General features: G+C 45.4%; 19 protein-coding genes. 11 read left to right on the top strand and 8 right to left on the bottom strand.

Going from position 1 to position 23,563, the window contains the following annotated elements; translation table 11 throughout:
* Positions 1-15: 15 nt before the first annotated feature.
* On the bottom strand, positions 16-1,719 hold the full coding sequence (locus ACXAGV_RS03045; protein WP_474871767.1) for a protein adenylyltransferase SelO family protein: 1,704 nt from the start codon (positions 1,717-1,719) through the stop codon (positions 16-18).
* A 113-nt stretch (positions 1,720-1,832) separates the two neighbouring features.
* On the bottom strand, positions 1,833-2,390 hold the full coding sequence (locus ACXAGV_RS03040) for a YceB family lipoprotein (RefSeq protein ID WP_474871764.1): 558 nt from the start codon (positions 2,388-2,390) through the stop codon (positions 1,833-1,835).
* Positions 2,391-2,617: 227 nt separating this feature from the next.
* Between ACXAGV_RS03040 and ACXAGV_RS03035 the strand changes: the two genes are divergently transcribed.
* On the top strand, positions 2,618-2,908 hold the full coding sequence (locus ACXAGV_RS03035; RefSeq protein WP_474871762.1) for a hypothetical protein: 291 nt from the start codon (positions 2,618-2,620) through the stop codon (positions 2,906-2,908).
* 66 nt (positions 2,909-2,974) lie between these two features.
* Here the strand turns inward: ACXAGV_RS03035 and ACXAGV_RS03030 are convergent, their stop codons facing one another.
* On the bottom strand, positions 2,975-3,781 hold the full coding sequence (locus ACXAGV_RS03030; RefSeq protein ID WP_474871760.1) for an LEM-3-like GIY-YIG domain-containing protein: 807 nt from the start codon (positions 3,779-3,781) through the stop codon (positions 2,975-2,977).
* A gap of 240 nt (positions 3,782-4,021) precedes the next feature.
* Between ACXAGV_RS03030 and ACXAGV_RS03025 the strand changes: the two genes are divergently transcribed.
* Positions 4,022-7,177 carry a WD40/YVTN/BNR-like repeat-containing protein gene (locus ACXAGV_RS03025; protein WP_474871759.1) on the top strand — a complete coding sequence of 1,052 codons (3,156 nt, stop codon included), beginning with the start codon at positions 4,022-4,024 and terminating at the stop codon, positions 7,175-7,177.
* Between the two features lie 149 nt (positions 7,178-7,326).
* Here ACXAGV_RS03025 and ACXAGV_RS03020 read toward each other — a convergent pair whose 3' ends face one another.
* Positions 7,327-9,450: a TonB-dependent siderophore receptor gene (locus ACXAGV_RS03020; protein ID WP_474871757.1), complete on the bottom strand. Its 2,124-nt coding sequence runs from the start codon at positions 9,448-9,450 to the stop codon at positions 7,327-7,329.
* Between the two features lie 308 nt (positions 9,451-9,758).
* Here ACXAGV_RS03020 and ACXAGV_RS03015 point away from each other — a divergent pair, with 308 nt between their 5' ends.
* Both ACXAGV_RS03015 and ACXAGV_RS03010 read left to right on the top strand, forming a co-directional pair.
* On the top strand, positions 9,759-11,645 hold the full coding sequence (locus tag ACXAGV_RS03015; protein WP_474871755.1) for a TonB-dependent receptor domain-containing protein: 1,887 nt from the start codon (positions 9,759-9,761) through the stop codon (positions 11,643-11,645).
* A 9-nt stretch (positions 11,646-11,654) separates the two neighbouring features.
* A complete protein-coding gene (locus tag ACXAGV_RS03010) occupies positions 11,655-12,098 on the top strand; it encodes a DUF6314 family protein (protein ID WP_474871753.1) in 444 nt (147 codons plus the stop codon).
* Positions 12,099-12,116: 18 nt separating this feature from the next.
* Here the strand turns inward: ACXAGV_RS03010 and ACXAGV_RS03005 are convergent, their stop codons facing one another.
* Positions 12,117-12,980, bottom strand: a complete 864-nt coding sequence (locus tag ACXAGV_RS03005; RefSeq protein ID WP_474871751.1) for a DMT family transporter — start codon at positions 12,978-12,980, stop codon at positions 12,117-12,119.
* A 93-nt stretch (positions 12,981-13,073) separates the two neighbouring features.
* Positions 13,074-13,277, bottom strand: coding sequence for a hypothetical protein (locus ACXAGV_RS03000; RefSeq protein WP_474871749.1), 204 nt, complete (start codon positions 13,275-13,277; stop codon positions 13,074-13,076).
* Positions 13,278-13,512: 235 nt separating this feature from the next.
* Here ACXAGV_RS03000 and ACXAGV_RS02995 point away from each other — a divergent pair, with 235 nt between their 5' ends.
* The 6 genes from ACXAGV_RS02995 (at position 13,513) to ACXAGV_RS02970 (ending at position 20,439) form a co-directional block, all read left to right on the top strand.
* Complete coding sequence (locus ACXAGV_RS02995; RefSeq protein ID WP_474871747.1) at positions 13,513-15,456, top strand: TonB-dependent receptor plug domain-containing protein; 1,944 nt, start codon at positions 13,513-13,515, stop codon at positions 15,454-15,456.
* Between the two features lie 132 nt (positions 15,457-15,588).
* Positions 15,589-16,731: an HmuY family protein gene (locus ACXAGV_RS02990; protein WP_474871745.1), complete on the top strand. Its 1,143-nt coding sequence runs from the start codon at positions 15,589-15,591 to the stop codon at positions 16,729-16,731.
* Entirely contained in the window at positions 16,732-17,691 is a 960-nt protein-coding gene (locus ACXAGV_RS02985) for a heme/hemin ABC transporter substrate-binding protein (protein WP_474871743.1), read from the top strand. It abuts the gene before it with no gap.
* Positions 17,691-18,836, top strand: a complete 1,146-nt coding sequence (locus ACXAGV_RS02980) for a FecCD family ABC transporter permease (protein ID WP_474871741.1) — start codon at positions 17,691-17,693, stop codon at positions 18,834-18,836. Before ACXAGV_RS02985 ends, ACXAGV_RS02980 begins: the two co-directional genes overlap by 1 nt.
* A complete protein-coding gene (locus ACXAGV_RS02975; RefSeq protein WP_474871739.1) occupies positions 18,833-19,663 on the top strand; it encodes an ABC transporter ATP-binding protein in 831 nt (276 codons plus the stop codon). The genes ACXAGV_RS02980 and ACXAGV_RS02975 overlap by 4 nt, the downstream gene beginning before the upstream one ends.
* 44 nt (positions 19,664-19,707) lie before the next feature.
* On the top strand, positions 19,708-20,439 hold the full coding sequence (locus tag ACXAGV_RS02970) for a HugZ family pyridoxamine 5'-phosphate oxidase (protein WP_474871737.1): 732 nt from the start codon (positions 19,708-19,710) through the stop codon (positions 20,437-20,439).
* A 159-nt stretch (positions 20,440-20,598) separates the two neighbouring features.
* Here ACXAGV_RS02970 and ACXAGV_RS02965 read toward each other — a convergent pair whose 3' ends face one another.
* Complete coding sequence (locus tag ACXAGV_RS02965; protein ID WP_474871735.1) at positions 20,599-21,468, bottom strand: LysR family transcriptional regulator; 870 nt, start codon at positions 21,466-21,468, stop codon at positions 20,599-20,601.
* 108 nt (positions 21,469-21,576) lie between these two features.
* On the opposite strand from ACXAGV_RS02965, the gene ACXAGV_RS02960 reads away from it, so the two are divergent.
* Positions 21,577-22,323 carry a hypothetical protein gene (locus ACXAGV_RS02960; protein ID WP_474871733.1) on the top strand — a complete coding sequence of 249 codons (747 nt, stop codon included), beginning with the start codon at positions 21,577-21,579 and terminating at the stop codon, positions 22,321-22,323.
* A gap of 61 nt (positions 22,324-22,384) precedes the next feature.
* Here ACXAGV_RS02960 and ACXAGV_RS02955 read toward each other — a convergent pair whose 3' ends face one another.
* Complete coding sequence (locus tag ACXAGV_RS02955) at positions 22,385-23,548, bottom strand: AI-2E family transporter (protein WP_474871731.1); 1,164 nt, start codon at positions 23,546-23,548, stop codon at positions 22,385-22,387.
* Between the last annotated feature and the right edge of the window lie 15 nt (positions 23,549-23,563).

The raw sequence follows: 23,563 nt of genomic DNA, 5'->3' as shown, positions 1-23,563 counted from the left end.
TGCAGCTGCTCTTTGTTACGAAGAGCAGCTGTAATGCGCAACACCGCCAGCACTGAAAAATTCAAGTGGGCGCAGTTGATAATACTTATTCTCTACCTCTTCTGTCTGCTCATCATAAGGCGCGGTAAGTATATTCTGTAGTTCGTGAATTTGGGTAAAGTCGCCTTTCTCTGCGGCTTTATAGGCTGGCATAATAAGCCATTCGCGCCATGTGAATTTAGGGTTTGCTTGGCGCATGTTCTCTGCGGTAGCAGCAATAGCGTTTGCTGCATCAACTTGTGCTTCAGCGTCCTTTTCAATACGCTCACGCCACGTTTGTAACCAGGCTTTCCATTCTGTCATGACCTCTGCTTTAGGCGGGTAGTAAAAGCTCTTCGTCAAACTCGCCGTATCTTCAGGCATTGATGATAGCTCTCGGAAAAACATATTGTAGTCAACGCCTGTGCGCAGCATTAATTGCAGTAGCTTGATAAGCAAGTCGTGGTCGTAGCTCGCAAGGCCAAGCTTTGTTGCCCACATGCTCTCCATGGCGCGTTCCATAACGCCAGAAAAACCGTCGTTAATATCGTTAAGCTTAGCGATCTGTTCACTGTTGTTTTCAAGTAGCGGCATCAGTGAGCGGCAGAACATATCAAAGTTCTTTTGCGCAGCAATGGGCTGGTTTAAAAACGAAAAATGACGACCGCCGCCTGTCCATGGTTGGTAGTCTGCTTCAAAAAACTCACAAAAACCAAATGGCCCGTAATCCAGCGTAAAACCACCGGCGGCACAGTTATCGCTATTAAAGTTGCCCTGGCAGTAACCTACGCGAACCCAATTAGAAACTAGGCGGGTTAATCGGCCTCTAAAATGCTCAGCCAGCGTTATCACTTGCTCTTTAAACGGCGCTGTAGTGTCTATTTCGCTTGCGTACTCTCGCTCAATAAGGTGCTTAACAATGGCTTCTAGCTCGTTTAATGCTTCGCTGTGTTCATTACACCTTGCGCGCCTAGCAAAAAGCTCCAGTTGCCCTACGCGCAAAAACGAAGGGGCAACGCGGGTAGATATTGCTGTGATATTTTCTACCATCACTTCAGGTTCATAGGAGTGAGATCCTTCGCGATACCAAGGTCTGTCTACGGTGTCAGATTCAGACATAAACAAGCTAAGTGAGCGTGAGGTCGAAATGCCAAGCGCGTTCATGTGCTCTTGCACTAAAAATTCGCGCACGCTAGAGCGCAATACGGCTCGACCATCTGCGCCGCGGCAATAAGGCGTGCGGCCCGCACCTTTTAACTGCATTTCCCAACGCTTGCCGTTTAGCACCGCTTCAACGATAGAAATTGCTCTGCCGTCACCGTAGCCGTTGCCCGTTCTAAACGGACACTGCTGTGTGTACTCCGTACCGTAAATAGAAAGTGCGTAGCCGGTTGCCCAGCCGAACGACTTCATAGATTCAGGCACTGCAGACATGTCGCCTGAAAACAGCTGGGTGAACTCTTTAGAAGTTACCAAGCTGTCGTCTAAACCTAATTCGGCAAACAGAGTTTCGCTATGAGCAACGTACGTCGGTGCAGTTAATGGGGTCGGAATCACTGGCACATAGTGACCTGAGAATACTTGGCGCGGGTCATGGTCGTCACCATCGCACGTCGACTGCGGATCGGGAGTGAGCGTATTCAGCAAAGAGTAATCTACGTGCTTTGCGAATTCATCTAGTGTTTTGATACGTTCTGTCACTATGCCTGCCTATTTCACTGAATGGGAAAATCTGTTCACGAGCATCGAGGCTCAGGTTACTTTTGCACCTTTAGCCATTAACAATCTCGACACTTCATACGTTTTTTCAATGATTATTGTTTAGGTCGAAGCGCAAGCTGCCCTTGCTCTACAGTTAGCTGTAAAGGTACCGTTGAAAGCATGCTTACTGCTTTGTTCGCAGGGTCTAAACGATAAACGGGGTTAGTGGCTAGATAGCCGTTAATGAGCTGCATGAATTCGCCACTTACAGGGGCTAAATTACCCTTGAAGCCGCCAGCATCAATTGTGCTATCAAGTAGAGACAATGAACGCACAAAAATCGCTTTTTCTTCACTGTCATAATAAGGCGTGCCTTCTAATGAAAGGCTTACCTTGGCTGGGTAGTTCAAACCAAAGGCACTAATACGCGCAGTAGCAATCGCGCCTAGCTGAACCACGTCTCTTCCATCTGGTCCGATGGTCGCCGTCATATCTTCCACATCCAAATACAGAGGAATACCAGCAAGTGACGTTTGCTTTTGCAGTTTGCTTACTTGGCTATCAAGTACTTGTTCTAACTCGGCATTAGAAACCGTGTAAACCGCTAACTGAGAAAGGGTTGCACAGCCTGCAAGCGCAATAGCGAAAGCTGTAGAAAGTAGAAATCTCATAAAAAAGTCTCTTTAGTAATTAGGTGTCGAATTACACAGCGTGAGCCACCAATGCTAACGCCGTAACAACAGAATGTATTCATTGTAAGGGCTGAGGCAACAGATGAACAACGAAATCGTGTACGGGCTAAGACAACGGCTTATTCAGGCAATACATTTCTTTGTTTAATCTAGATATTCATAACAAAGAAACACCTAGTCTGTAGTGATGACTTTAAGGAAACGCCATGAAAAAACAGCCATATACGAATTCCAATGATGCTGCAGAGCCTGAAAAAAAAGATGATGGTAGCAGTGACTTTGATAGAGAGACTATCCAATCAACCAAAGTTGCTTTGAATGAATCGATGGTGCTAACAGATAGCGAAGTAGAAACCTACCTTAAGTGGCTAAGCGGTTATCCAATGGAAAGCCGAGGCGAAGGCGTCTCTATTACCATCGAGTTTTTACCCGGCTTTGGTGAGCGTATAGTCGCTAAGCTTTCCAACAGCGAGTGTGTGTTGAGGGATTATTTTTAAAAAGGAAGCTAAGAATCAGGTTAGGTCCATACTAGTTAAATCTATGGACCTGCCTATCTCAATTGTCTAACTATATTTCGTTTGAAGTTGTTCCATCATGAATGTTACGACATTGAAGATCTCATCAATATCATCAGCTCTTGGGCGTACCTCAATATCTTTTTTAATACCAGTTCGCTCAAGATAATTCTGCAACCCTATGTAGCTGCCTACACTGCCATTATTTACTTTTAGTGGGGCCATGACCTGTGCAAAGCGCGTCTTCGATTCTTTATCTGTATTTGTGCTTACAAACTCTGGGCTGATCGTTCTTCCAGCTAATGGTAGTTTTAGCCTAATCGAAATGTCTATCGCAGGGTTATTTATCCATAAACCAGTGTCAGCAGGTGACTTACCGATAATTTCACTTACTGAATATTCAGTATCTTCAAGCAGAGGCTCGATATTCTCTTTGATTGACTCAAGCTTGGCTTCAATGTTGTTTTTCACAAACTTTTCTTGCTGAGCTTTAGTGAATGAACCGTCGTTGAGACTAGGCGTGTACTCCACATCAATACCTGGAATGTTTTCATAATCACCCATTGTACGTATTAACGCAGAGTAACGGCCATGCACTTTATTTGTAAGGTTATCAAAACCGTATACCCATTTAATGAGCACAGTTTCAACAGCATGGGCTTCGTTTTCAGTTGAGTAGCGCCCTACAATTCGTTTACCGAATCGGTTGTCCTTTTGTAAGGCTTTTATCTTTTCAGTTTTTTCACTTTCGATAGCATCATTTTCATGATGATCAATTCTGAAACCTTTACCTTTCCCTACGTAGAAAACGTCATTGGTTTTTGTATCAAACAATATATAAACGTAATAGTCCATTTGAAGCTTCTTAATTATCTGCTTTTATTAGTCTTTTTCTATCTATAGCTCAGATAAGCAAGTCGCTCTATAAGACAATGTCCTATGCAGAATTTCCCTCATGGGAAATTGATTGTTTACGTCACTATTTTTCATAAACAAGTGCTTTTTCTATAACAAAAACTTTTGCCATAACGCCCGTAACAAAGCAGTATAAGAAACTCTTCTTATTAAAAATAAAAACACAACAAGGCACTTTCTATGGTTTCACAGAGACTGGTTTCTGGGAAAATAGTGGCTGCGCTAGCTCTTTGCGTAAGCGCACTTTCTAGTTTCTCGTATTCTGCATTCGCACTTGAAGATACGGTTAACCCTGAGCTTTTCGATAAAATGGAGTATCGCTTTATTGGGCCTTACCGCGGTGGGCGTTCGGTGGCGGTTACTGGAGTTGAAGGTAATACCAATCTTTATTTTATGGGCACCGCAGGTGGCGGTGTTTGGAAAACCGAAAACGCCGGTTTATCCTGGAAAGCCATATCCGATAAAACATTTAAGGTAGGCAGCATAGGTTCTATCGCCGTTGCGCCTTCAGATCCAAACGTTATTTACGTGGGTACGGGTGAAGGCCCTATTCGAGGTGTAACTACTAGTCATGGAAAAGGTGTTTATAAATCTACAGACGGCGGTGAAACCTGGAAGCTGGTGGGTTTAGATAAACGGGGTCAAATCCCCAAAATTCGTATCCATCCCACCAGTCCCGATATAGCATGGGCGGCAGTGCAGGGCAATATTTGGGGACCTAACGAAGAACGCGGTATATTTAAAACGACAGACGGCGGTAAAACATGGCAGCATGTTTTAAAAGTAAACGCCGATACCGGTGCCGCTGACTTAGCAATCGACCCATCTAACCCCAGAATTCTTTATGCCAGCATGTGGCATCACGGCAGAACACCGTGGTTTATTAAATCAGGCGGTGAGGGCGGTGGCCTTTATAAGTCAACAGATGGCGGTGAAAGCTGGGACAAATTAGAAAAAGGGCTGCCTACGCTTATTGGTAAGGTAGGTGTAGATATTGCCGCGTCTAACCCGAAGCGCCTGTATGCCATTGTCGAGGCTGAAGAAGGCGGCCTATATCGCAGTGACGATGCGGGCAAGTCGTGGTCGTTGATGAACGGCGACAATATTCTTAAAGCCCGCGCGTGGTACTACAACCACATCAAGGTAGACCCTAACGACGAAAATACCCTTTATGTGATGAATGTGCAGCTGCATAAATCTATTGATGGCGGCAAAACCTTCGAAATTAAATCACTGCCCCACGGTGATACCCACGATATGTGGATAAACCCGGAAAACAGCTTAAATATGATCAACGCTAACGACGGTGGCGCAACCGTTACCTTCGATGGTGGTGAATCGTGGTCAAGCATTTACAACCAGCCAACGGCGCAGTTTTACCGCGTTATTACCGATAATTTAAACCCTTACTACGTTTATGGCGGCCAGCAAGATAACTCGACCATGGCTACACCGTCTGAGACGTGGGGCGACGGTATGGGAATAGAAGATCAGTTTTCTGTTGGCGGCGGCGAGAGTGCGCATATTGCATTTAACCCAGACGATCCAACCCTTATTTACGCCACTACCATCAACGGCACATTAACCGAATACAACCGCGATACTGGGCTTACGCGGCCCATCATGCCTTACCCTGAATATGTGTTTGGCAGAAACGCACGTGACCAAAAGTACCGCACCAACTGGAATGCCCCAGTGGTAGTGTCAAAGCATGATCCTAACACCGTGTACTATGGCACGCAGATGATCTTAAAAACCACAGATCGCGGTGTGAACTGGCAGGAAATAAGCCCGGATTTGACTCGAAATGAGCCTGAAAAGCAAGGGCTGAACGGCGGGCCGATTACCAATGAACAAGCTGGAGCTGAATACTACAATACGGTGTTCTATATAGCCGAGTCAGCAGTTAACAAAGGTGAGCTTTGGGTGGGAGCCGATGACGGTAAGCTTCATATAACCCGTGATGAAGGTAAAAACTGGAAAGATATTACCCCTCACAAAAAAGAAGCGCAGGTCAATGCCATAGAACTTAGCCCCCACGCACAAGGCAGAGCCTATGTGGCAGTGGCAGGCTATAAATTAAATGACTACACGCCTTACATTTACAAAACCGACAACTTTGGCAAGCGCTGGAAGCGTATTGACGAAGGCCTACCAGAGGACGCTTTTGTTCGTGTAGTACGGGAAGACACAGAGCGCGAAGGTATGCTGTTCGCTGGCTCAGAAAGCGGCATGTTTATTAGTTTCGACGACGGTAAACATTGGCAAGAACTAGACTTAAACCTTCCGCCTGTGGCGATTACCGATATGCAGGTGAAAGGCGATGACTTAGTTGTTGCAACCCAAGGCCGAGGCTTTTGGATTTTAGACGACATAGCACCGCTACGTGAAGTGCATAAGTCGCTAGATAACGAAGCGCTGTTCCAGTTTGAACCCATTGATGGCATTCGCTTGTTATCTGGCGGAGGCATGACTGACCAGCCACAAGCGAAGAATCCACCGCGTGGCGCAACTTTCCGGTACTATTTGAAGGATGAAATAGAAGGTGAGCAAACGCTTCGCATTGATATATTTAATGCCGATAACGAGCTTGTTCGCACACTGTCATCTGCACCTAGTGCATTTGAGAAGTGCGCGAAAGGTAACGAAGACGTTCGCAGCCCCATCAAATTTAAACATCCGGCAACAAAGGCGGGTTATAACGAATTTGTATGGGACCTTCGCCGCGAGCCACTAAACTGCATAGAAAACGTAAAACTGTTTGGCGGTTGGAATGGCGCCCGCGTGATGCCGGGAGATTACAAAGCGAAAATCACTGTCGGTGAACAGGCACAAACTCGCGCGTTTAAAGTACTTCCAGACCCAAGAGAAGAAGCAGATAAAGCGCAGCTTCAAGTGGTTGAAAAGAGCATTCAGGCTACAGAAACTTTACTGAATGATTTGTTTTCACACCTGCAAAAAGCCCGTGATGTGCGAGCACAATTAAACGGCGTTTCTGAAGATAACGTAATGCTGGCAAGCGATGTGTCGGCTTCAATCGAGCGCATTGTTAGTGCAATCGACGACTGGGAAGCGTTGGTTATTCAGCCCAAGCATCAAACTTTTGAAGATGACATTAACTGGCCGAATATGCTCGACAGACAAGTACGTTTCTTGATGGATAACTTCGACAGAACCGGCGCGCCTGCACAAGCTGGTGCACTAAAACGGTTAGAAGACTTAGACGCAAAGTGGCAGCAGTATAAAGTGCAGCTAGAAGCCTTGTTTGGTGAAGAAGTGAAGCCATTGAACGAAAAGCTCTCAAAGCAAGGCGCGTTTGATTTAGAGAGTTTGTAACAAGGCAAACAACCCTTACATTTGCTGGAGTTATAAAATTAAAAAGCCGGAAGCGATGAAAACGCTTCCGGCTTTTATTTTCAGTTTTAAACGTGCATCTTGCGCAGTTTAAAAGAACTTACTGAAATAGAGGCTTTCAAAACTAAATACTAAAACTGATACTTAACGCTCACCGTATAGTTAGTCGGTGAGCCCGGCATGGTCCAAAGCTGATGGTATGAGTTCTCAAAGTAATCTCTGTCGAACAGATTATTCACGTCAAATCTCATAGAAAGCGCATCGCTGATATTCACTGACCCTGCTAAGTTCACAAGCGTGTAAGACGGCAAGATGAATGTTGGATCTGTGGTTTGCCCTAAGCGATCGCCCACGTAACGCATGGTCACACCAAAGAACGCTTCTTTTTCAAAGATGCTGGTGAAATGGTTAAGCGAGATATACCCCGAATGCTTGGCAATATTGATTAAGCGCGATCCTTTAGGAACAGGCACGCCCCAATCCAAGTTATTTACTTCGTTTGCGGTTTTAGCATCTATGTATGCATAGGCCATATCAAGACGAATGTCTGAAGTAAGATCAGTTGTTAATTGAAATTCAACCCCTTGGCTTTCAACTTCACCGAGCGTGGCTGAAAAGCCAGTGTTAGGTTCAGCGGTAAGCATGTTGGTCTTTTCAGCATCAAAAATAGCGACGCTACCAGAAAACATATCAGCAATGTTTTCCCACTTAGCACCTACCTCAAAAGAGGTGGTTTCTTCTGGGTCAAAGGCGTTGCGGTCTGAATCAAGTCCGGGGTTGGGTCTGAAACCTTCTGCATAGCTAGTGTAAAGGCTTACAGAATCATTGATTTCATACACAAAACCGAAACGTGGCGTCACTTCCGTTTGGTCTTGTTGTTGTCCTTCATTGCTTAACTTATTGAAAATGTCTTGCTCGAACTTGTCCACACGAAAGCCAACTAAAAGTTTGGTGGCGTCAGTAAGTTCAATAATATCTTGTGCGTAAAACCCTAACCCTTTTTGCTTTTCTGCTGTGAGTGTCGTGGGCGTCACTTCGGGTCTGAAAATAGTGTAGTCTGGATTTTCTGGGTCGATGCTATAAGTGGTATCACCAGCACCCCACACAGTGCGCCAACGACCATAGTCTGTATCAATATGGTAGTTGTAATAGTCCAAACCAAACAAGACGTTGTTTACAAAGCCTGCCACGTCTACCACACCGCTTAATTCAAAGCGTAGCGATAAGTCTTGCGCTTGATAGTCGCGGGTTCTGCGTTGCCTTGAAAGTATAGATGGGTCGGTATACAAAAGCTGACGGCCTTCTGACAGTTCAGTATCTGAAGACTGCCCTTCAAAAGAAGAGTCTCTGTAGGCGAAGCCACTGAGTAAATGCCAGTTGTGATTCAATTCGTGATTTAACACTAGCTGATGTCCGAAGGCTTTAACTTCATGGGCTCCGTCTCTAACATCACCATAGAAGTCTTCGGCATCTACGGCGTCGAAGTCGTTATTCAATATGAACACACCGCGATCAAGCGGCTTTTCCTGATCCAATATTTCCATCTGATAGCTTAAGCTGGTGTGATCAGAAATGTTCCAGATAAATGAAGGGTTAAGGTTCAAATTCTTGAAAAACACGTTATCGCGATAAGTATCAGAATCTTCGTATGAACCGTTAACGCGATACGCCATGTCTGAATTAATGCCGTTCGTGTAATCGAACTCTACTTGTTTTTTATCAAAATTACCTACGGTACCTTGGATGTAGCCTTGCTCTTCAAACTGAGGTTTTTTGGTAATAACGTTAATGGTACCGCCAGGTTCCCCTTGACCATATAAGGCTGATCCCGGACCCTTCATTACTTCTATGGTTTGAACGTTAACCGTGCTTCTATTACCGCTATAGCCACGCACGTTGAAGCCGTTGATTAAATAACCCGATGGGTTATTTTCATCGCCAGAAAAGCCTCGGATCGCAAAGCTATCGAACATGCCGCCAGAATTGTTTTGTCTAACAATGGTGGGCGCAAAGTCTAACGCATCGATGAAACGCGTGATCCCTTCATTTGCTAATGTATCGGCAGTAATTCGGTCGATTGCTTGAGGCGTGTCGATTAGCGGTACATTACCACGATATGGCTGAAAGTGTCTTTTTACCTCAATGTGTTCAAGTTCATCATGAGCACCTTGAAGGGAGCTTTCATCACTTTGCGCAGCGGCATTTACCGATAGTGCAGCTAGCGAAAATAAAAACGGTAATTTAATGTTAAGCATAAGCAAGGTTTTACGTGTCTTCAGAGGTTATAAAAAAGGCGGTAGATGTTATGTTATCTCGTTTCTTTACGCAAGAGTGCTTAGGAACCAAAAGGTGAGATTAATGATTCTTGAAGACTAATTGCATATCGGGCGCTTCATTCGGAAGGTGAAAACGCGCAAAGCGTTATTACAAAGCGTTGTTGCAAAGTAATATACTGGTCCAAACTCAACTATCTGGCGTTTTCCTCTTCCTGCCAATGCTATACACTTCGCGTCTTTGTTACGCCTTCTTGCTGGCTACCCGTAAATTTGAACTAGGACCCTAAATGCGTCATACAACCCTCTCATTACTCTTTTGTACTCTACCTTTTTCTGCCATGGCCGCTGAAAGTGTTGTTTCATCAAGCGCTAACGCTGGCGTGGACAGCAACGAAAAAGGCGTAGAAAAAATTACGATTGAAGGGGCGGCGACGGCGAACAACAAGCCGGTAGGGACGTTTAATTCACCTATATCTAACTTAGAGTACGATCCGCGAGTCGATTTGCAATCAAGGAACATGGCAGAAGCGCAGGCTGACGTGACTATTCGCGGCGGTATATTCGAAAACACGGGCTTTCGAGTGGGAAGCGCAACGCTTATCGACCCGCAAACGGGGCACTATTTCGCTGAAATTCCCATTGCGCCAGAAATGTTGACGAAGCCGAGTATTTTCACGGGCGTCGATAATGCGCTTTACGGCGTAAATAGCTCTGTAGGTACGGTGTCTTACGGCTGGCGTCCCATCCAAACAGCAGGCAGTGTGTCAGTGGGAGTAGGTAATAACAACTTCAATTTGCAGCGTGTACACGGTGCAGTAAAGCACGCGCTTAGTGATTTACTCGGTTGGTCTGTTGGGGTTGAAGGGGAGTATTCTCGCTCTGAAAGTGATGGCTCTATCGCTAATGGCGATCATAATTTCGAACGCGCGTCAGGGCGTATCCAGCTGGCAAGTAAAACCTCACAAACCGACGTGTTTTATGGCTTTCAGCAAAAGTTCTTTGGCTGGCCTAACTTGTACACGCCTTTTAACGTAAACGAAACAGAAGACATTCAAACCCGTTTGGTCATGCTAAATCATAAACAGCGCTACGGCGAAGAGGGCATAGAAAATAACTTTGAGGTTTCTGCTTACTACAGAGAGAATGACGACCATTACGTATTCTCACGAGAAAACCCTGAAGCGTTTCAGGCGTTTCACGAAACCCAAGTGAAGTCATTGGCGTTTTCTGGTACCCATAATGTATCGCAAGAATTCGGTATCAACTATGCAGCACAGCTTACTGCAGACGACATCACATCAACCACGTTAGAGAACAATTTCACCTCTCGCGACTACTATAAAATAAGCGTAGTGCCCGAGTACCGAGTGCAGTTGAACAGCAATGAATCGCTTATCGTTCGTTTAGGTGGGGCCTTCGACGATACCAACCGCGACGACGATCGATTGTCTTTTGTAGGCGATATCAGTTGGTTTACCCAAACGGACAACAATGCCTCGCGTACGCTCTATCTTTCATACGCAGAGGCGACGCAGGTGGCTGGCTACACGGCTGTAGGCGGCAGCACCACCAGCGGTCTGTTTAGAAGTAACAACCAGTTACAGCGAGAAGTCAGCAAAAACCTAGAGTTTGGGGCGTCATTTGATAAATCGTCTTTCAAAGTTGATACCGCCGTATTCTATCGCTGGGATAACGAACTGACGGATTGGACGTATAGCTTCGACGCTACTTCAGCTCGCAGTGCAAACCCGGTTGATATCGAAACCCTAGGTGTTGATGTGATTGCCATTAAACGCTTTGATAGCGCAGACGTGGTGGCCAGCTACACCTATCTACATAAGTCTGAAGACTATCGAATTGATGAGGTAGACGCGAGCTTTTACGCGCTTAACTATCCGCCGCATCGCGCAACCCTTGGATTGGTGTGGATTGCAACCGATACGGTTGAAGTTCGCATTGACAACGAATGGAGAAAACAGGAAACCAATGCGCTTAGAAACGGCAGTGACTCTGCGTTCTTCTCGCATGTTACTCTCACATACTCACCGGCCCAGATTGAAGGGTTAAGTCTGGTATTGGCAGTCGATAACTTGTGGGATGAGCGCTTTGAAGAAATTCCAGGAACGCCGGGTCGCGGCGACCAATACTCTGCCACTGTTACCTATTTTTGGTAAGGGAGAGCAATGATAGAGAATCATCCTCATACCTTAGACGATTTTGCTGGACAATGGACGCTAACGCGCAAAATCATCCAGCGAAATGGCGATGTATTTACCTTTTCTGGCGAGGCTCAATTCAGCTGGCTGGAAGGCAGCGTACAAAAAGAAAAAAGCGGCTTGGCGTATTATGAAAAAGGCGAAGTAACCGCACCGAATAATAGCGTAATGCTCGCAGAACGTCGGTATTTTTGGCTGCAGCCTCAAACGGGTTTGTTTGAAGTGTTGTTCGACGATAAGCGCTATTTCCATACATTTAGTGCGAGCAACCCGAACGCCAAACACTTATGTGGCGATGATAATTACGTGGTGCGCTATGACTTCACAGCATGGCCTGTGTGGCGCTCTACATGGCAGGTCATTGGGCCGCGCAAAGACTACACCATGGTGAGTGAGTATAGTCCTGCGTAGCTTTGGCCTTTTTGGGCCTTAAATCTGTTTTTGTTTCTTGGCGTGTTGATGAGACATCCCAAGTGCAATAGCAATGATGGCACCGCCAAGAAACAGACGTGTAAAATCAGTGTCTTTTTGCCAAAGCAGTAAATTAACCACAAGCCCCGCGGGAATAAGTGCGTTATTCATAATAGCCAACGTACCACCAGAAACGGCTAGTGCCCCTTGGTTCCAAAAGTAATACCCAAGCCCCGATGCTACAATACCCAACCACAGCAGCACACCCCATTGCTCGGTGTTCTGCGGTAGTTGATTTGGGTTGCCGAAAAGGAAAAACGCGGGTAAGGCTACAACAAACGCGCCTAAATAAAACCATGCGAATACGTTGTGATAAGGCACTTGGGCCGTAAAAGTCGAAGTCAGCTTTTTATAGCCCACTTGTCCTAGCGCAAAGGAAAGATTAGCACCCTGAACAATAGCAAAACCAAACCAGTAGTTATCAGTCACGCCATCAAAGCGAATTATTGCTGCCCCTGCGGTGGCGATAAGTGCACACAACAAATAAAACGGAGTAAATCGCTTAAACAGAGCATCGTTTAACATAACGACATAAAGCGGCGTAAAAATGGTGAATAGCAGCACTTCAGGCACGGTTAAATACAAAAACGCGTGGTAGAAGAAAATGTACATTAATCCTAACTGCACTGCACCTAAAGCCGCCAATACCGCTTTTTGCTTGGTGCTTAGCAGTGATACTTTGAGAAACGGAAGGAACACCGCTGCAGCAAGAATGATGCGGGTTAATACGGCAAAGTAGCTATCTACTGAGCCCGCCAAAAATTCACCGATAAGCGAAAAGGAAAATGCCCATAGGACTGTAACTGCAACAAGGTAAAGCACGTGTTTCTCTTTTTCTTAGTAGGACGCGCGCTAAAGTATTGCAATAGGCAGTATTTATCAACTAATAGCTTGTTTGGACTTTACTGATAATATTTAGTGAACAGCGCTAGAAGTCGTTGGCAATGGCGCTGATTCAACTTTTTTGTTGACCTTATTGCTTTCCTTAAACTCACCCGCTTCCTCAACCAGTGCAGTCATAGCGTCAATAATATCTAAAAAGCTCGATAATTGTTCGGGCGTCAGGCCATTAGACAAATTTTCGATTTTATTGATAAGTTGTTTAGTAGGCAGGCGCATAGTGTCAAAATCCCGTTGTTAAAACCTTAATTCCTTCCTTGTAAATCAATTATCTTGCCAAGTTTTATAAATTTCCTCATTCATCATTTTAAATTACAGGAAATAATTAAAAAGTCATATCTATTAGGCGTTTACCTTATTTTTTTGGACGCATCTAAGAATTGGCCTTGCAAAACGTTTCTAAATAAATAAGATCAAATGCAAATCATTATCATTTGCGATAAAAGAAAAATAAATGAAACGAGCCTACGTTGTACCTTCACTTGCCATAGCCGCCACGCTTCCTTTGGCTTTTTCAGTTTTAGCAGAAGGTGATCTTGAACGCGTTGTTGTTACAGGCACTAGAACACCAAAGTTATTGGCATCCTCACCCGTAAAAGTTGACGTGGTAGATAAAGAGGACATTGCCCGATTAAGTAAAGGCACACTACGCCAAGTGCTTGAAGTGATGCCCGGTGTTGTGGTTAGACGCAGTCAAAAAGACGGGTACAACGTTCAGCTAAATGGCTTCAATGGTGACCATGTGCTGGTGTTAATCAACGGCCAACCTATTATTTCACCTACAGGTTCTTCGGTCGACCTTGACCAAATTAGCGTTGCTAATATTAGGCAAATTGAAATTGTGCGAGGTGCTGCTTCTGTGCTTTACGGCAGCTCAGCCATGGGTGGTGTTATCAATATTATCACCGAAAGGGTAGAAGGCTCGCAGTTTTCAGCAGACTACGAGGCATCTTATTTTACAGATGATGCAATTGACGGTGATGAATTCGGGCACACGTCTAGGGTCACTGCAGCGAAAGCAGTAAGCGATTGGCAGCTTGGCATCACGGCTCAGAACATTACTAACCCGGGTTTTGATTACGACGGCGAAACTACATCACAAGATGGTGGCGCGGTAGACAAATCTTTTGTGCAAATGTCTTTATCTACGTTGATAAATAGCGTTAGCGTGCAATATAAAGGGCAATGGCTGGACGAGCAAAAAGACAAACCTCAATCATCAATACCCGGCCAAGCCACCATTATTAGTTATCTTTCTAACGTTACTCAGTGGCAGCACGATCTTCGCGTTGAGCAACAATACGATTGGCATATCAACACGCGCTATCTTTCACATGATGAAGAGAGTGGTAACAGCAACGGGTTGCGTCAAACCGATATTCAGCTAGCGGAACTAGAAGCGCAGAAAATTTATTCTACCGAAGATATCGAGTGGGTAGGCGGCCTTGTTTTACATGGCGACACGCTGGACCAGCAAAACCTCAGCACGGGCACGGTTGAAGTTGACGATGTAAGTCGTGAAAGTGCCGAGCTTTATTTACAAGGAAACTGGCAGAAAAACGACACCCAGCTTTTAGCAGGCGCAAGAATACAAAACGATTCTGATTTTGGTTGGCATACTGCATTTAAAGCAAGTGCAAGCCAGTCAATTAGTGCTGACAGTACTTCGTGGCAACTTCGCGCAGGGGCTGGCAGTAGTTATCGCGTGCCTAACCTAAAGGAGCGCTATTACATATTTGACCACAGTAACTTGGGTTATATGGTGCTCGGCAACAACGCACTTACTCCTGAAACAGCGCTGAATGCCAACTTAGGCGCTAACCTTCGAGTAGAACCGACCAAAAATGACTGGTTATATCACCTTGATATTAACCTTCATTACACTAAAGCTGATGACTTCATCACCACAGCGGTAGACGTGGACGCATCGCAAGAGGCGGGTTTAGATATTTCAGTTTATCAAAACCTCGATGAAGCTACCCTTTACGGTGCTGATTTAAGCGCCAGCGCGGAGAATGATAATTGGCAGTGGCAACTGAATTACAGTTATTTAATTGCTGAAGATGGCAGTTCACAGCGCTTGCCTGAACGCCCTACTCATTTAGTTAAAGCATCCGTTACTTATCAGTTTAGCCAAACTGACACCAGCCTACAGCTCTATGGAGTACATGAGGGAAATGTGTCGCCTTCCAGTGGCTATACATCAGTTTTCAAAGACAGCTTTACCACGCTAAACGCAGTCGTACAGCACCAGTTCACGCCTCAGTGGCAAGCGCGCCTTGGGCTTGAAAACCTCACCGATGAACATCGCTCAACCGACGCTCTTGTGGCAGGCGTGTTTGACGCAAGGCCGATTGCTGCAAGGCGGTTGTATTTGGGCGTGAGTTACCAGTATTGAAATAACCATAAAACGAAAGCACCGACACAGAAAACAGCGTTTGAGATCAAAACAAAAAATACCTAACGGCAGATCCCAAACCAACAACTAAAAACCGCTGGTTAATTCGGCGAATTTTAAAAAGGAAAACACATGAACAAAACCTATTTAGCGTTACTGCTTGCCATGACATTCGGACTAACTGCTTGTGGCAGCTCAAGTAGCGATGACACCCCAGTCGAAACGCCTGATGAAGTGACCGATGGTAGCGGAGATTCAGATGACGGAAGTAGTGACGGTGAAAACGAAGAAGGGACCATTTACGGGCCTTTTAGTACAGGGTCTACATCAGAGCCTGTTGCCGTTTATTTTGACTTAGATACACAAACGCAACTTACGCTTACTGAAGAAGAAGCCGCAACGGATACCACGTGGGAAATTGGCTTTAAGCGTACCAATGTGTTTTTAAATACAAACCAGGAAACCGCTGTTAGCCTTTATTTTACCGGAAATAACAGCGACTTTTACGATGATACGGGCGCGCCAGTGTCTGACTTGTTCCTAAATGCTAGCGCTGACAGCGAACTAGACGATTACTTGGCTGTTACTCAAAGCGATATACCAGAAGCTGACGCGTTCAGCACAGATACAGAAACCCAAGTGATCGGCGATACCTTTTACAACTATGACTTTACTACTCACGTAGTAACGCCAAATGAAGAGACCTATTACATCGTTTCCTCTGATAGCAACTACACAAAATTTCACGTTACCGATATCGTCACCGAAGGGCGAGGTATCGGTGAAATAACCCTTGGCGTTATGCATCAAAGCGTTCTTGACGGGCAAAGCACCTTTGCTGAAGAAGTCGCATTTACCATTGATGCGGTGGGTTGCAGCGACACGGTTTATATTGACTTTGATATTCAGCAAGTAGTTACACAAACTGATGGCTGGGATTTATCAATGCCGTGTGCGGACGGGGCGGGGGAATTTACCCTTTCTATTGCTGATGATGCGACCGTGCTTCGCACAGACGCTGAAACATACGATGGCGTAGACACCGAAGCGGCACAGTTTTATGACTTCAGTGAAGAGACGGTCAGTGAGTACGCCATGAGTGCGAACAACTGGTATTTCTACGACAGTACCAGCCACTTACTTTACTCACAGTTTGGGGTTTATTTAATTCAGGCAGGCGATACGACCTACAAGCTTCAAATTACTAGCTACTACGATGAAGAGGGGACATCAGGTGCGTATAGTTTCCGCGCCGACCCGGTAAGTGGAGAGTAAATGATGTTGCAAAAGGCTCTTTCACTTTCGTCTATTGCCGTAAAAGCGATGTGTACTGTGATGGTAGGGTGGGGTTTGTTTGCAGAAGGGGCGTTTAGCGCCCCTTTAGATGAAACGCAAACTGCATCACCTAGAATTGTTACCGCTGGCGGTAGTATTACTGAAATTGTTTTCGCGTTAGGACGAGGCGATTGGGTAATTGCTACTGACAGTACCAGTATGTACCCAAAAGAAGCGACGAGTTTAACTAAGCTTGGATACTTTCGTCAGCTTAGCACCGAGGGGGTATTGGCCCAACAGCCCACAATGCTTTTAGGCGCTGAGGCGACGGGCCCGAATGTTGCGCTGGAACAAATAGCCCATGCTGGCGTAGAGGTTACTACCTTTAACGTAGACAAAAACTTAAGTGGCCTAAAGCGCCTAGTACTGGATATTGGTGAAAAACTATCGGCAAGTGATAACGCCATTACCCTTGTTCACGATATTGAAAAGAAGGTAGAGCAACAAAAAGCGCGGTACGCTGATAAAACCTTAGCGTTCAATACGCCAATTAAAGCGCTCTATGTGGTGGCGAACAATGACAGAGGAATAACGGTTGCGGGTAAAAATACTGTGCCCCAAGCGCTATTCGATGCGCTGGGCATCGTTAATATAGGTGCAGCAGTGGAAGGCTACAAAGTGATGAGCGCTGAGTCTGTGCTGATGCAAAACCCTGATATTGTGTTTGCCGCTGGGCACATGCTGCGTGGGAAAAGCGCGAAGGACGCACTTTGTAAGCACCATGCGTTGGCAGCCACCTTTGCTGGTATTCATTGCCTGGTTCAAGCCATGGATAGCAGCATAAGTTTGGGTCTTTCTCCGCGCTTTGATGTAGCGCTTCAGCGTGTTGCTGAGCACGCAGAAAAAGCCATTGAAATGAAACAAACGCAAAATGCTGCTAACAGTAGAACGAGTCAATAATGCAGTTATCTTCCGCAGCTAAGCGCAGTGATAACCTAGGCGATAACCCAAGCGATTATTCATCTAGGCCTGTAGTACTTAAGCTAATTAATGCCCGCGCGCAGCGAAAACGTATAGGCATGGGAATACTGGTTGTATTGCTGTTGATGTTTGCTTATGTAGGGTTAACCCGCGGCAGTTTACCAATTGATATTGAACAGCAACTTAGATACTTCATTAGCGCCGGCAATACGGTAAAAAATACGGCAGCAAATGCCACCCATTGGTATGTGTTGTCTGAAATTAGGCTACCAAGGGTGATCATGACGATGCTGATTGGCGCGCTTCTAGCCGTATCTGGCTGTGCTATGCAGGGGCTAGTGCGCAATCCTCTTGCAGACCCTGGTTTAATCGGTATTGCAGGTGGCGCAGCCGCAGCCGCAGCCCTTAGTATGACTATAGTACCTCCGCTCATCCCTGCGCTTGAGTCTATATGGGTAGCCATGTGGGCCTTTGGAGGTGCACTACTTTCTGTATGGACAGTGCTTAGGTTTTCAAATGGACCGCAAGGCGTTTCAGTAGCCGCGCTTATTTTGGCTGGGGTTGCCATTAACGCCTTAACCGGAACCGTGATAGGGGCTATTAGTTATGTAGCAAGCGATGATGCACTTCGCCAAATTAGCTACTGGACCATGGGTAGTCTTGCCGGAGCAAGCTGGACGCTTTGTGGTCTTATTGCGCTAGCTGGGCTTGTTGCTTTTACTGGTCTTATGAAGTCACGTAATGCGCTAAATTTACTCGCGCTTGGTGAAAAAGAGGCGGCTTATATGGGGCTTAATGTTACCCGATACAAACACGGGGTTTTATGGCTGGTGGCGTTCTCTGTGGCCCTAGCGACGGCGCTGTGCGGCATTATTGGCTTTGTCGGTTTGGTGGTGCCCCACATGTGCAGGGCAATATTTGGTGTAAACCACCAGGTGCTAATACCTGCCAGCGCATTAATGGGAGCTTTGCTATTAATGATTGCCGATACATTGGCTCGTACCTTATTTGTGCCTATGGAAATGCCTATTGGTATTGTTACATCAGCAGTAGGGGCGCCATTTTTCCTTTACTTACTGTGGCAACAACGCCGCATATTTAGTGGTGGGGGGGAGCTAAAATGAAAGTGGAAATTCTAGAGCAAAGCGACAATGGTAACCGGTTAAACACGGCGTTGCTCACATTAAAAGATGTTGTGATAGCCAGAGGTAACACGCGTTTGCTTGAGCAAATATCTTTGTCATTTAACACTGGTGAGTTTACCGCGATAGCGGGTGAGAACGGATGCGGTAAATCTACGCTATTAAGTATGCTCAGTGGTGTAGAAACGCCATCTGGAGGAACGCTAACGCTTGGCGGGAAAAAAATTAGTGCGCTAAGCGCAAATCAATTAGCAATACAGCGTGCAGTGATGGCACAGAGCGCGTCGACGCCATTTGGATTTATCGCCGACGAGTTACTCCATTTGGCGCGGTATCAGTACGTTGAGTCATTAGAACAAAAGAGTCGGTTGATTCATGGTATTGCTGAGCAGTTTGACATTATGCATTTACTTGCTCGCAATATTCAAACCTTATCTGGCGGGGAAAGGCAGAGAATATTTTTAGCTAAATCTATTCTTCAAATAATACCGGGCGATCAAAACGAGAGTTTGGAAGGCAAGCTTTTGCTGTTAGATGAACCCACCTCAGCCCTAGATTTGCGCCATCAGAAACTTGTCATGCAGCAACTGGTTGCACTGCGGGCAAAAGGGCTGTGCATTATTTGCGTAAGTCACGATCTAAATTTAATTTCCCCTTATTGCGACAGACTCATTTTATTGGGGGAAAAGCAGTGTTTAGCCGACGGACCACCAGCGCGAGTAATTACTACCGATATGCTTTCTCGGTGTTATCACACCCAGTTAAACCTAATTAAAAACGAACAAAAACAAGTTTTCGTGACACATTAATTTTAGCGAAAACCGAAAACAGAAAAACAAGAACGGAGTAAACCATGAGCATGCAAGATATTGCATTTCAAGCAAAACAGCTTAGCCGAACCCACCACAGCGGTGTATTGGGTACGCATTCAACATCAATGCCCGGCTACCCTTTTGGTTCGGTTGTACCGTACTATTTAACGCCTAGTGGTGACGCAGTTATTTACATCAGTGATATCGCGCTTCATACGCGTAATATCAAAGCGAACGACAAGGTTAGCTTAACCATTTTTGATGCCGGTGAAGATGACTCTCAGGCGAATGGCCGAGTGACTATTATGGGAAGCGCTGAGCTAGCGAATCAAGATGACGTGAAAGCACAGTATCTTCGTTTATTCCCACAAGCTAAAAAATACGAGCAAACCCACGATTTCAATTTTTACATTATTCGTACTGAGCGAGTACGTTTTATTGGTGGTTTCGGAAAAATCCACTGGGTTGATAAAAACTATTGGCGCGTTGAAGCCCAAGACTGGCATAGCGCACCAGAGGGCATGATCACCCATATGAATGAAGACCATCAGGACGCGATGCAGCTTATCTTGCAGCATAAAGCAGGTGTAAACGTTGAAGCGCCGATAATGCACAGCGTATTTCCAGAAGGCATGCATTGCGGTACAGAAAAGCAGACTTGGTTTATCCCTTTTGAGGCGCTATGCATGTCGTCAACGGACGTACGAAAAGCGTTAGTAAAACTGACCAATGACGCACGGAGTGCGCTTAATGTACCCAAAGCGGTGTCGTAGCCTGACCGCACAATGTTACATCCATACGGAGCGGCTTTTAGTGTAGGTCGCTTTTGTATTAGAAGGTTTGAGCTTGCAGCTGCCGACACAGTCCGTTTGTTATAAACAAAGCGTTGTTTTGCAGCAGTAAGCCTGCTCATTGGTTCACCGTAAATTGACTTATACCTCTCCTTCAACGAGCGTTTTTTTAGCCATTAACGCATCGGTTAAAAACTGCATCAGCAATTTTACTTTAGGCTGTTCATATAAATCAGGGTGAGTGAGAAGCCAAATATCGTATTTCAAAACGGGTGCGCTGCCCGGTAATCGCACTAGGTCGGGGTGTGGGTCACCCATGAAACATGCAGCTCTTCCCATACCCACGCCGTTTAATATAGCGTGATATCGAGAGATGATGTCATCAATTGCTATTCCAATAGGTACCTGTGGGTAAGGCGATTGTGCTAGCCATTGCGGCCAAACTTCATTCTCTAACGGCGCAATCCATCGCCAGTCTTTACGGGGTGTATTTTCACAGTAATCTTTGTGTGCATAAAAGCACAAGCCTAGCTTGTAAAGTCGCCTTCCAATTAAGTGTTCCGGTAATTTAGGTGCCCCGCGTATAACGACATCCGCTTCGCCTTTGTCTAAGTCGGCGAATTTTATAGAGCTTTTCACTTTTAATTGAATAGACGGATAAAGCCGAGCGAACTCACCGAGTTCTTTGACCAACAAAAACTGCGACATGGGCTCGCCCAGTGAGAGCGTTATTGGGCCTGCGAGTTTTTCATTACTTGCGCAGTAAAGCCGTTCTGAATCACGAATAACACTTTCAACCTGCATAGCGGTGGCGACAAGCTGCTCGCCAAACGGGGTAGCGCGGTACCCGCCGGGAATGCGCTCGAAAATACTGGCGTTATATTGCTTTTCTAACAAAGACAAACGCCTTGCCACCGTTGTATGAGTAGTCCCTAAGGTTATGGCAGCTGCCCTGAGGGTTATTGACCTGTGCAGGGCTAGAATTAATGCGTAATCATTCCAATCTTTCATGGAACAATAATGCACCATTGTGAATAAAAAACAAACCGTGTTTTGGGTTGCTTTAGTTGCTAATGTATTTGCATAACCACAAAGTTAACTATCACAGAGAGAGTTAGAATGTTGCTTAATGTACTGAAATTATTGACTTTAAAATTTGGGTTGTTAAGTGTTTTGTTTGCCTCCCCGGTAATTGCTAATGAAAAAGAGAAAACGCTGTCGGTGCATTTTAATCCAGGAGCGGTGATGCAGCTTATTGCACCTGTAACTGAAGCGGAAAAACGTCCGCTGCGAGACAAGTATTTTGAATTGGGAGCATCAACAGCACGTGAATACGGATATACCCAAAACGGGGTACTTGTTGTTGAGAAGACACTGATAGGAACATTTAGTCCTAATGTTTTTGTGGTAAGCCAGTGGCCTTCACTTAATGCACAAAAGTCATTTCAATCGCTACCACTGTTTAGCGATATAAAGGCATTAAGAAGAGAGGCATGGGAGGCACTAAAGCTTTATGACTATGAGATAAGTAAGCCTACCACGCTGACATTTTCAGCAGACAAGGTATATTCAGTTTCATTGGCCTGGGTGAACCCCAAAGCACCTAACAACTATTATGCTTTTATCGACAGCTTTGCGAAAAAAGCGCAAGCGTTGGGTGGTAAAGTAGTATCCAAAACTCAGGATATATCACTAAGCGACCATAACCCCTACGCTGTAGCGCCACAGCAAATTGTGATTATAGAGTGGAATAGTACAAATGATATTGAGGCAGTTCTTGCATCATCAGAATATATAGCGCAGCTCGAAAAGCTTAAAAACGGCACAGTAGATTTTGAGCTGCACACAGTGCGCCCAAGGATTTAGGGGTAAAGGCGTAAGCGTATTGCTAAAGCGTTGCGTGTGTAAACAAGCGATAATCAGTTAACTATTTTGACTCGATAAGCCGAATCCAATGATTAAAAACGCCTACGTTTTCCAAGATGATTTTCACACACATCAGAATTGGTACTGCTAATAGGACTCCTATCACGCCCCATAGCCAGCCTGTGATTGCTATCCAAATTATGATTATCAGCGGATTGAGCTGCATACTGCGCCCCAGTACAGCGGGTGTAATCAACTGAGACTCGACAATGTTTAATGTTAAAAATACACCGGCGGGTAAAAATGCGCTGCCGGTAAGCCCAAATTGAACTAGACCCACAACGAGCAACACGAGACAACTAGCGATACCGCCTAAATAGGGTACAAAGTTCATCAAAGCAACCAGCGCTCCCCACAATAATGCATCTTCAATTCCGAAGTAATGGAAGGCACCAGCCGTAGCCAGCCCTAAACAGGTGTTTATGATACTTATCGTTACTATGTATGAAGAAAGCTCTCGTTGAATTTGGTCTACCAGCACCAGTGCTCGCCTTTTGTCGGTAACCACTGGAAAATCTCTAATGAAAACGTGGAAGAGGTTTGGACCGAAGACTAATAAGAAAAAGATCAATACTACGCAGCCAAGCACTTGCGCTAGTAAGAAAGGCGCACTGCTGAAAAGGTTCAAACCCATATCAATGCCACTTTGCTTGATCTTGTCGGTCACTGAATTTGAAGTATCTGGCGGAGTAAGCACCTGTTTATTAGAGTCGTCGTCGCCAAACCAGTTGAAAATAGATGATTCTTCTTCAACAGGGTCAGCCGCAGGAGGTGTTGTATAGGCGTCAATACTACTGCTAATTTCTTCTATCTCTTCACTGATTTCGGCGGCTATTTTGGGCAGAGAATGTATCCACCGCTCTGCGGGCTCCGCAAGCTCGACGGTTAGCAAAGTGAAAGGTGCTATCAACAGAATAATCAATGCACCTGCCGAAATCGTCCGTGGCACATATACTTTTCGAGCAATGGCAACAAGAGGACTTAATAGTAAGGCTATAAACGCAGAGAAAAACAGCGGGATGAGAAGTGACTTCGCCAAAAACAACGTGTAAATAAAGGCAAAGATTACTAAGGTATTAAGCAACTTAGTTTGCTTGGCTATTTTAGGGTACGCACCAGTTAAATTCTTTCTTTGTTGTTCGTTAGTAGAGCCAGCGTTATCCATGTCTTAGCCTTGGGT

This window comes from Alteromonas sp. ABH4_453, from assembly GCF_056160665.1.
The sequence above is the reverse complement of the archived record's forward strand: the minus strand, read 5'-3'. Positions and strand labels throughout refer to the sequence as shown.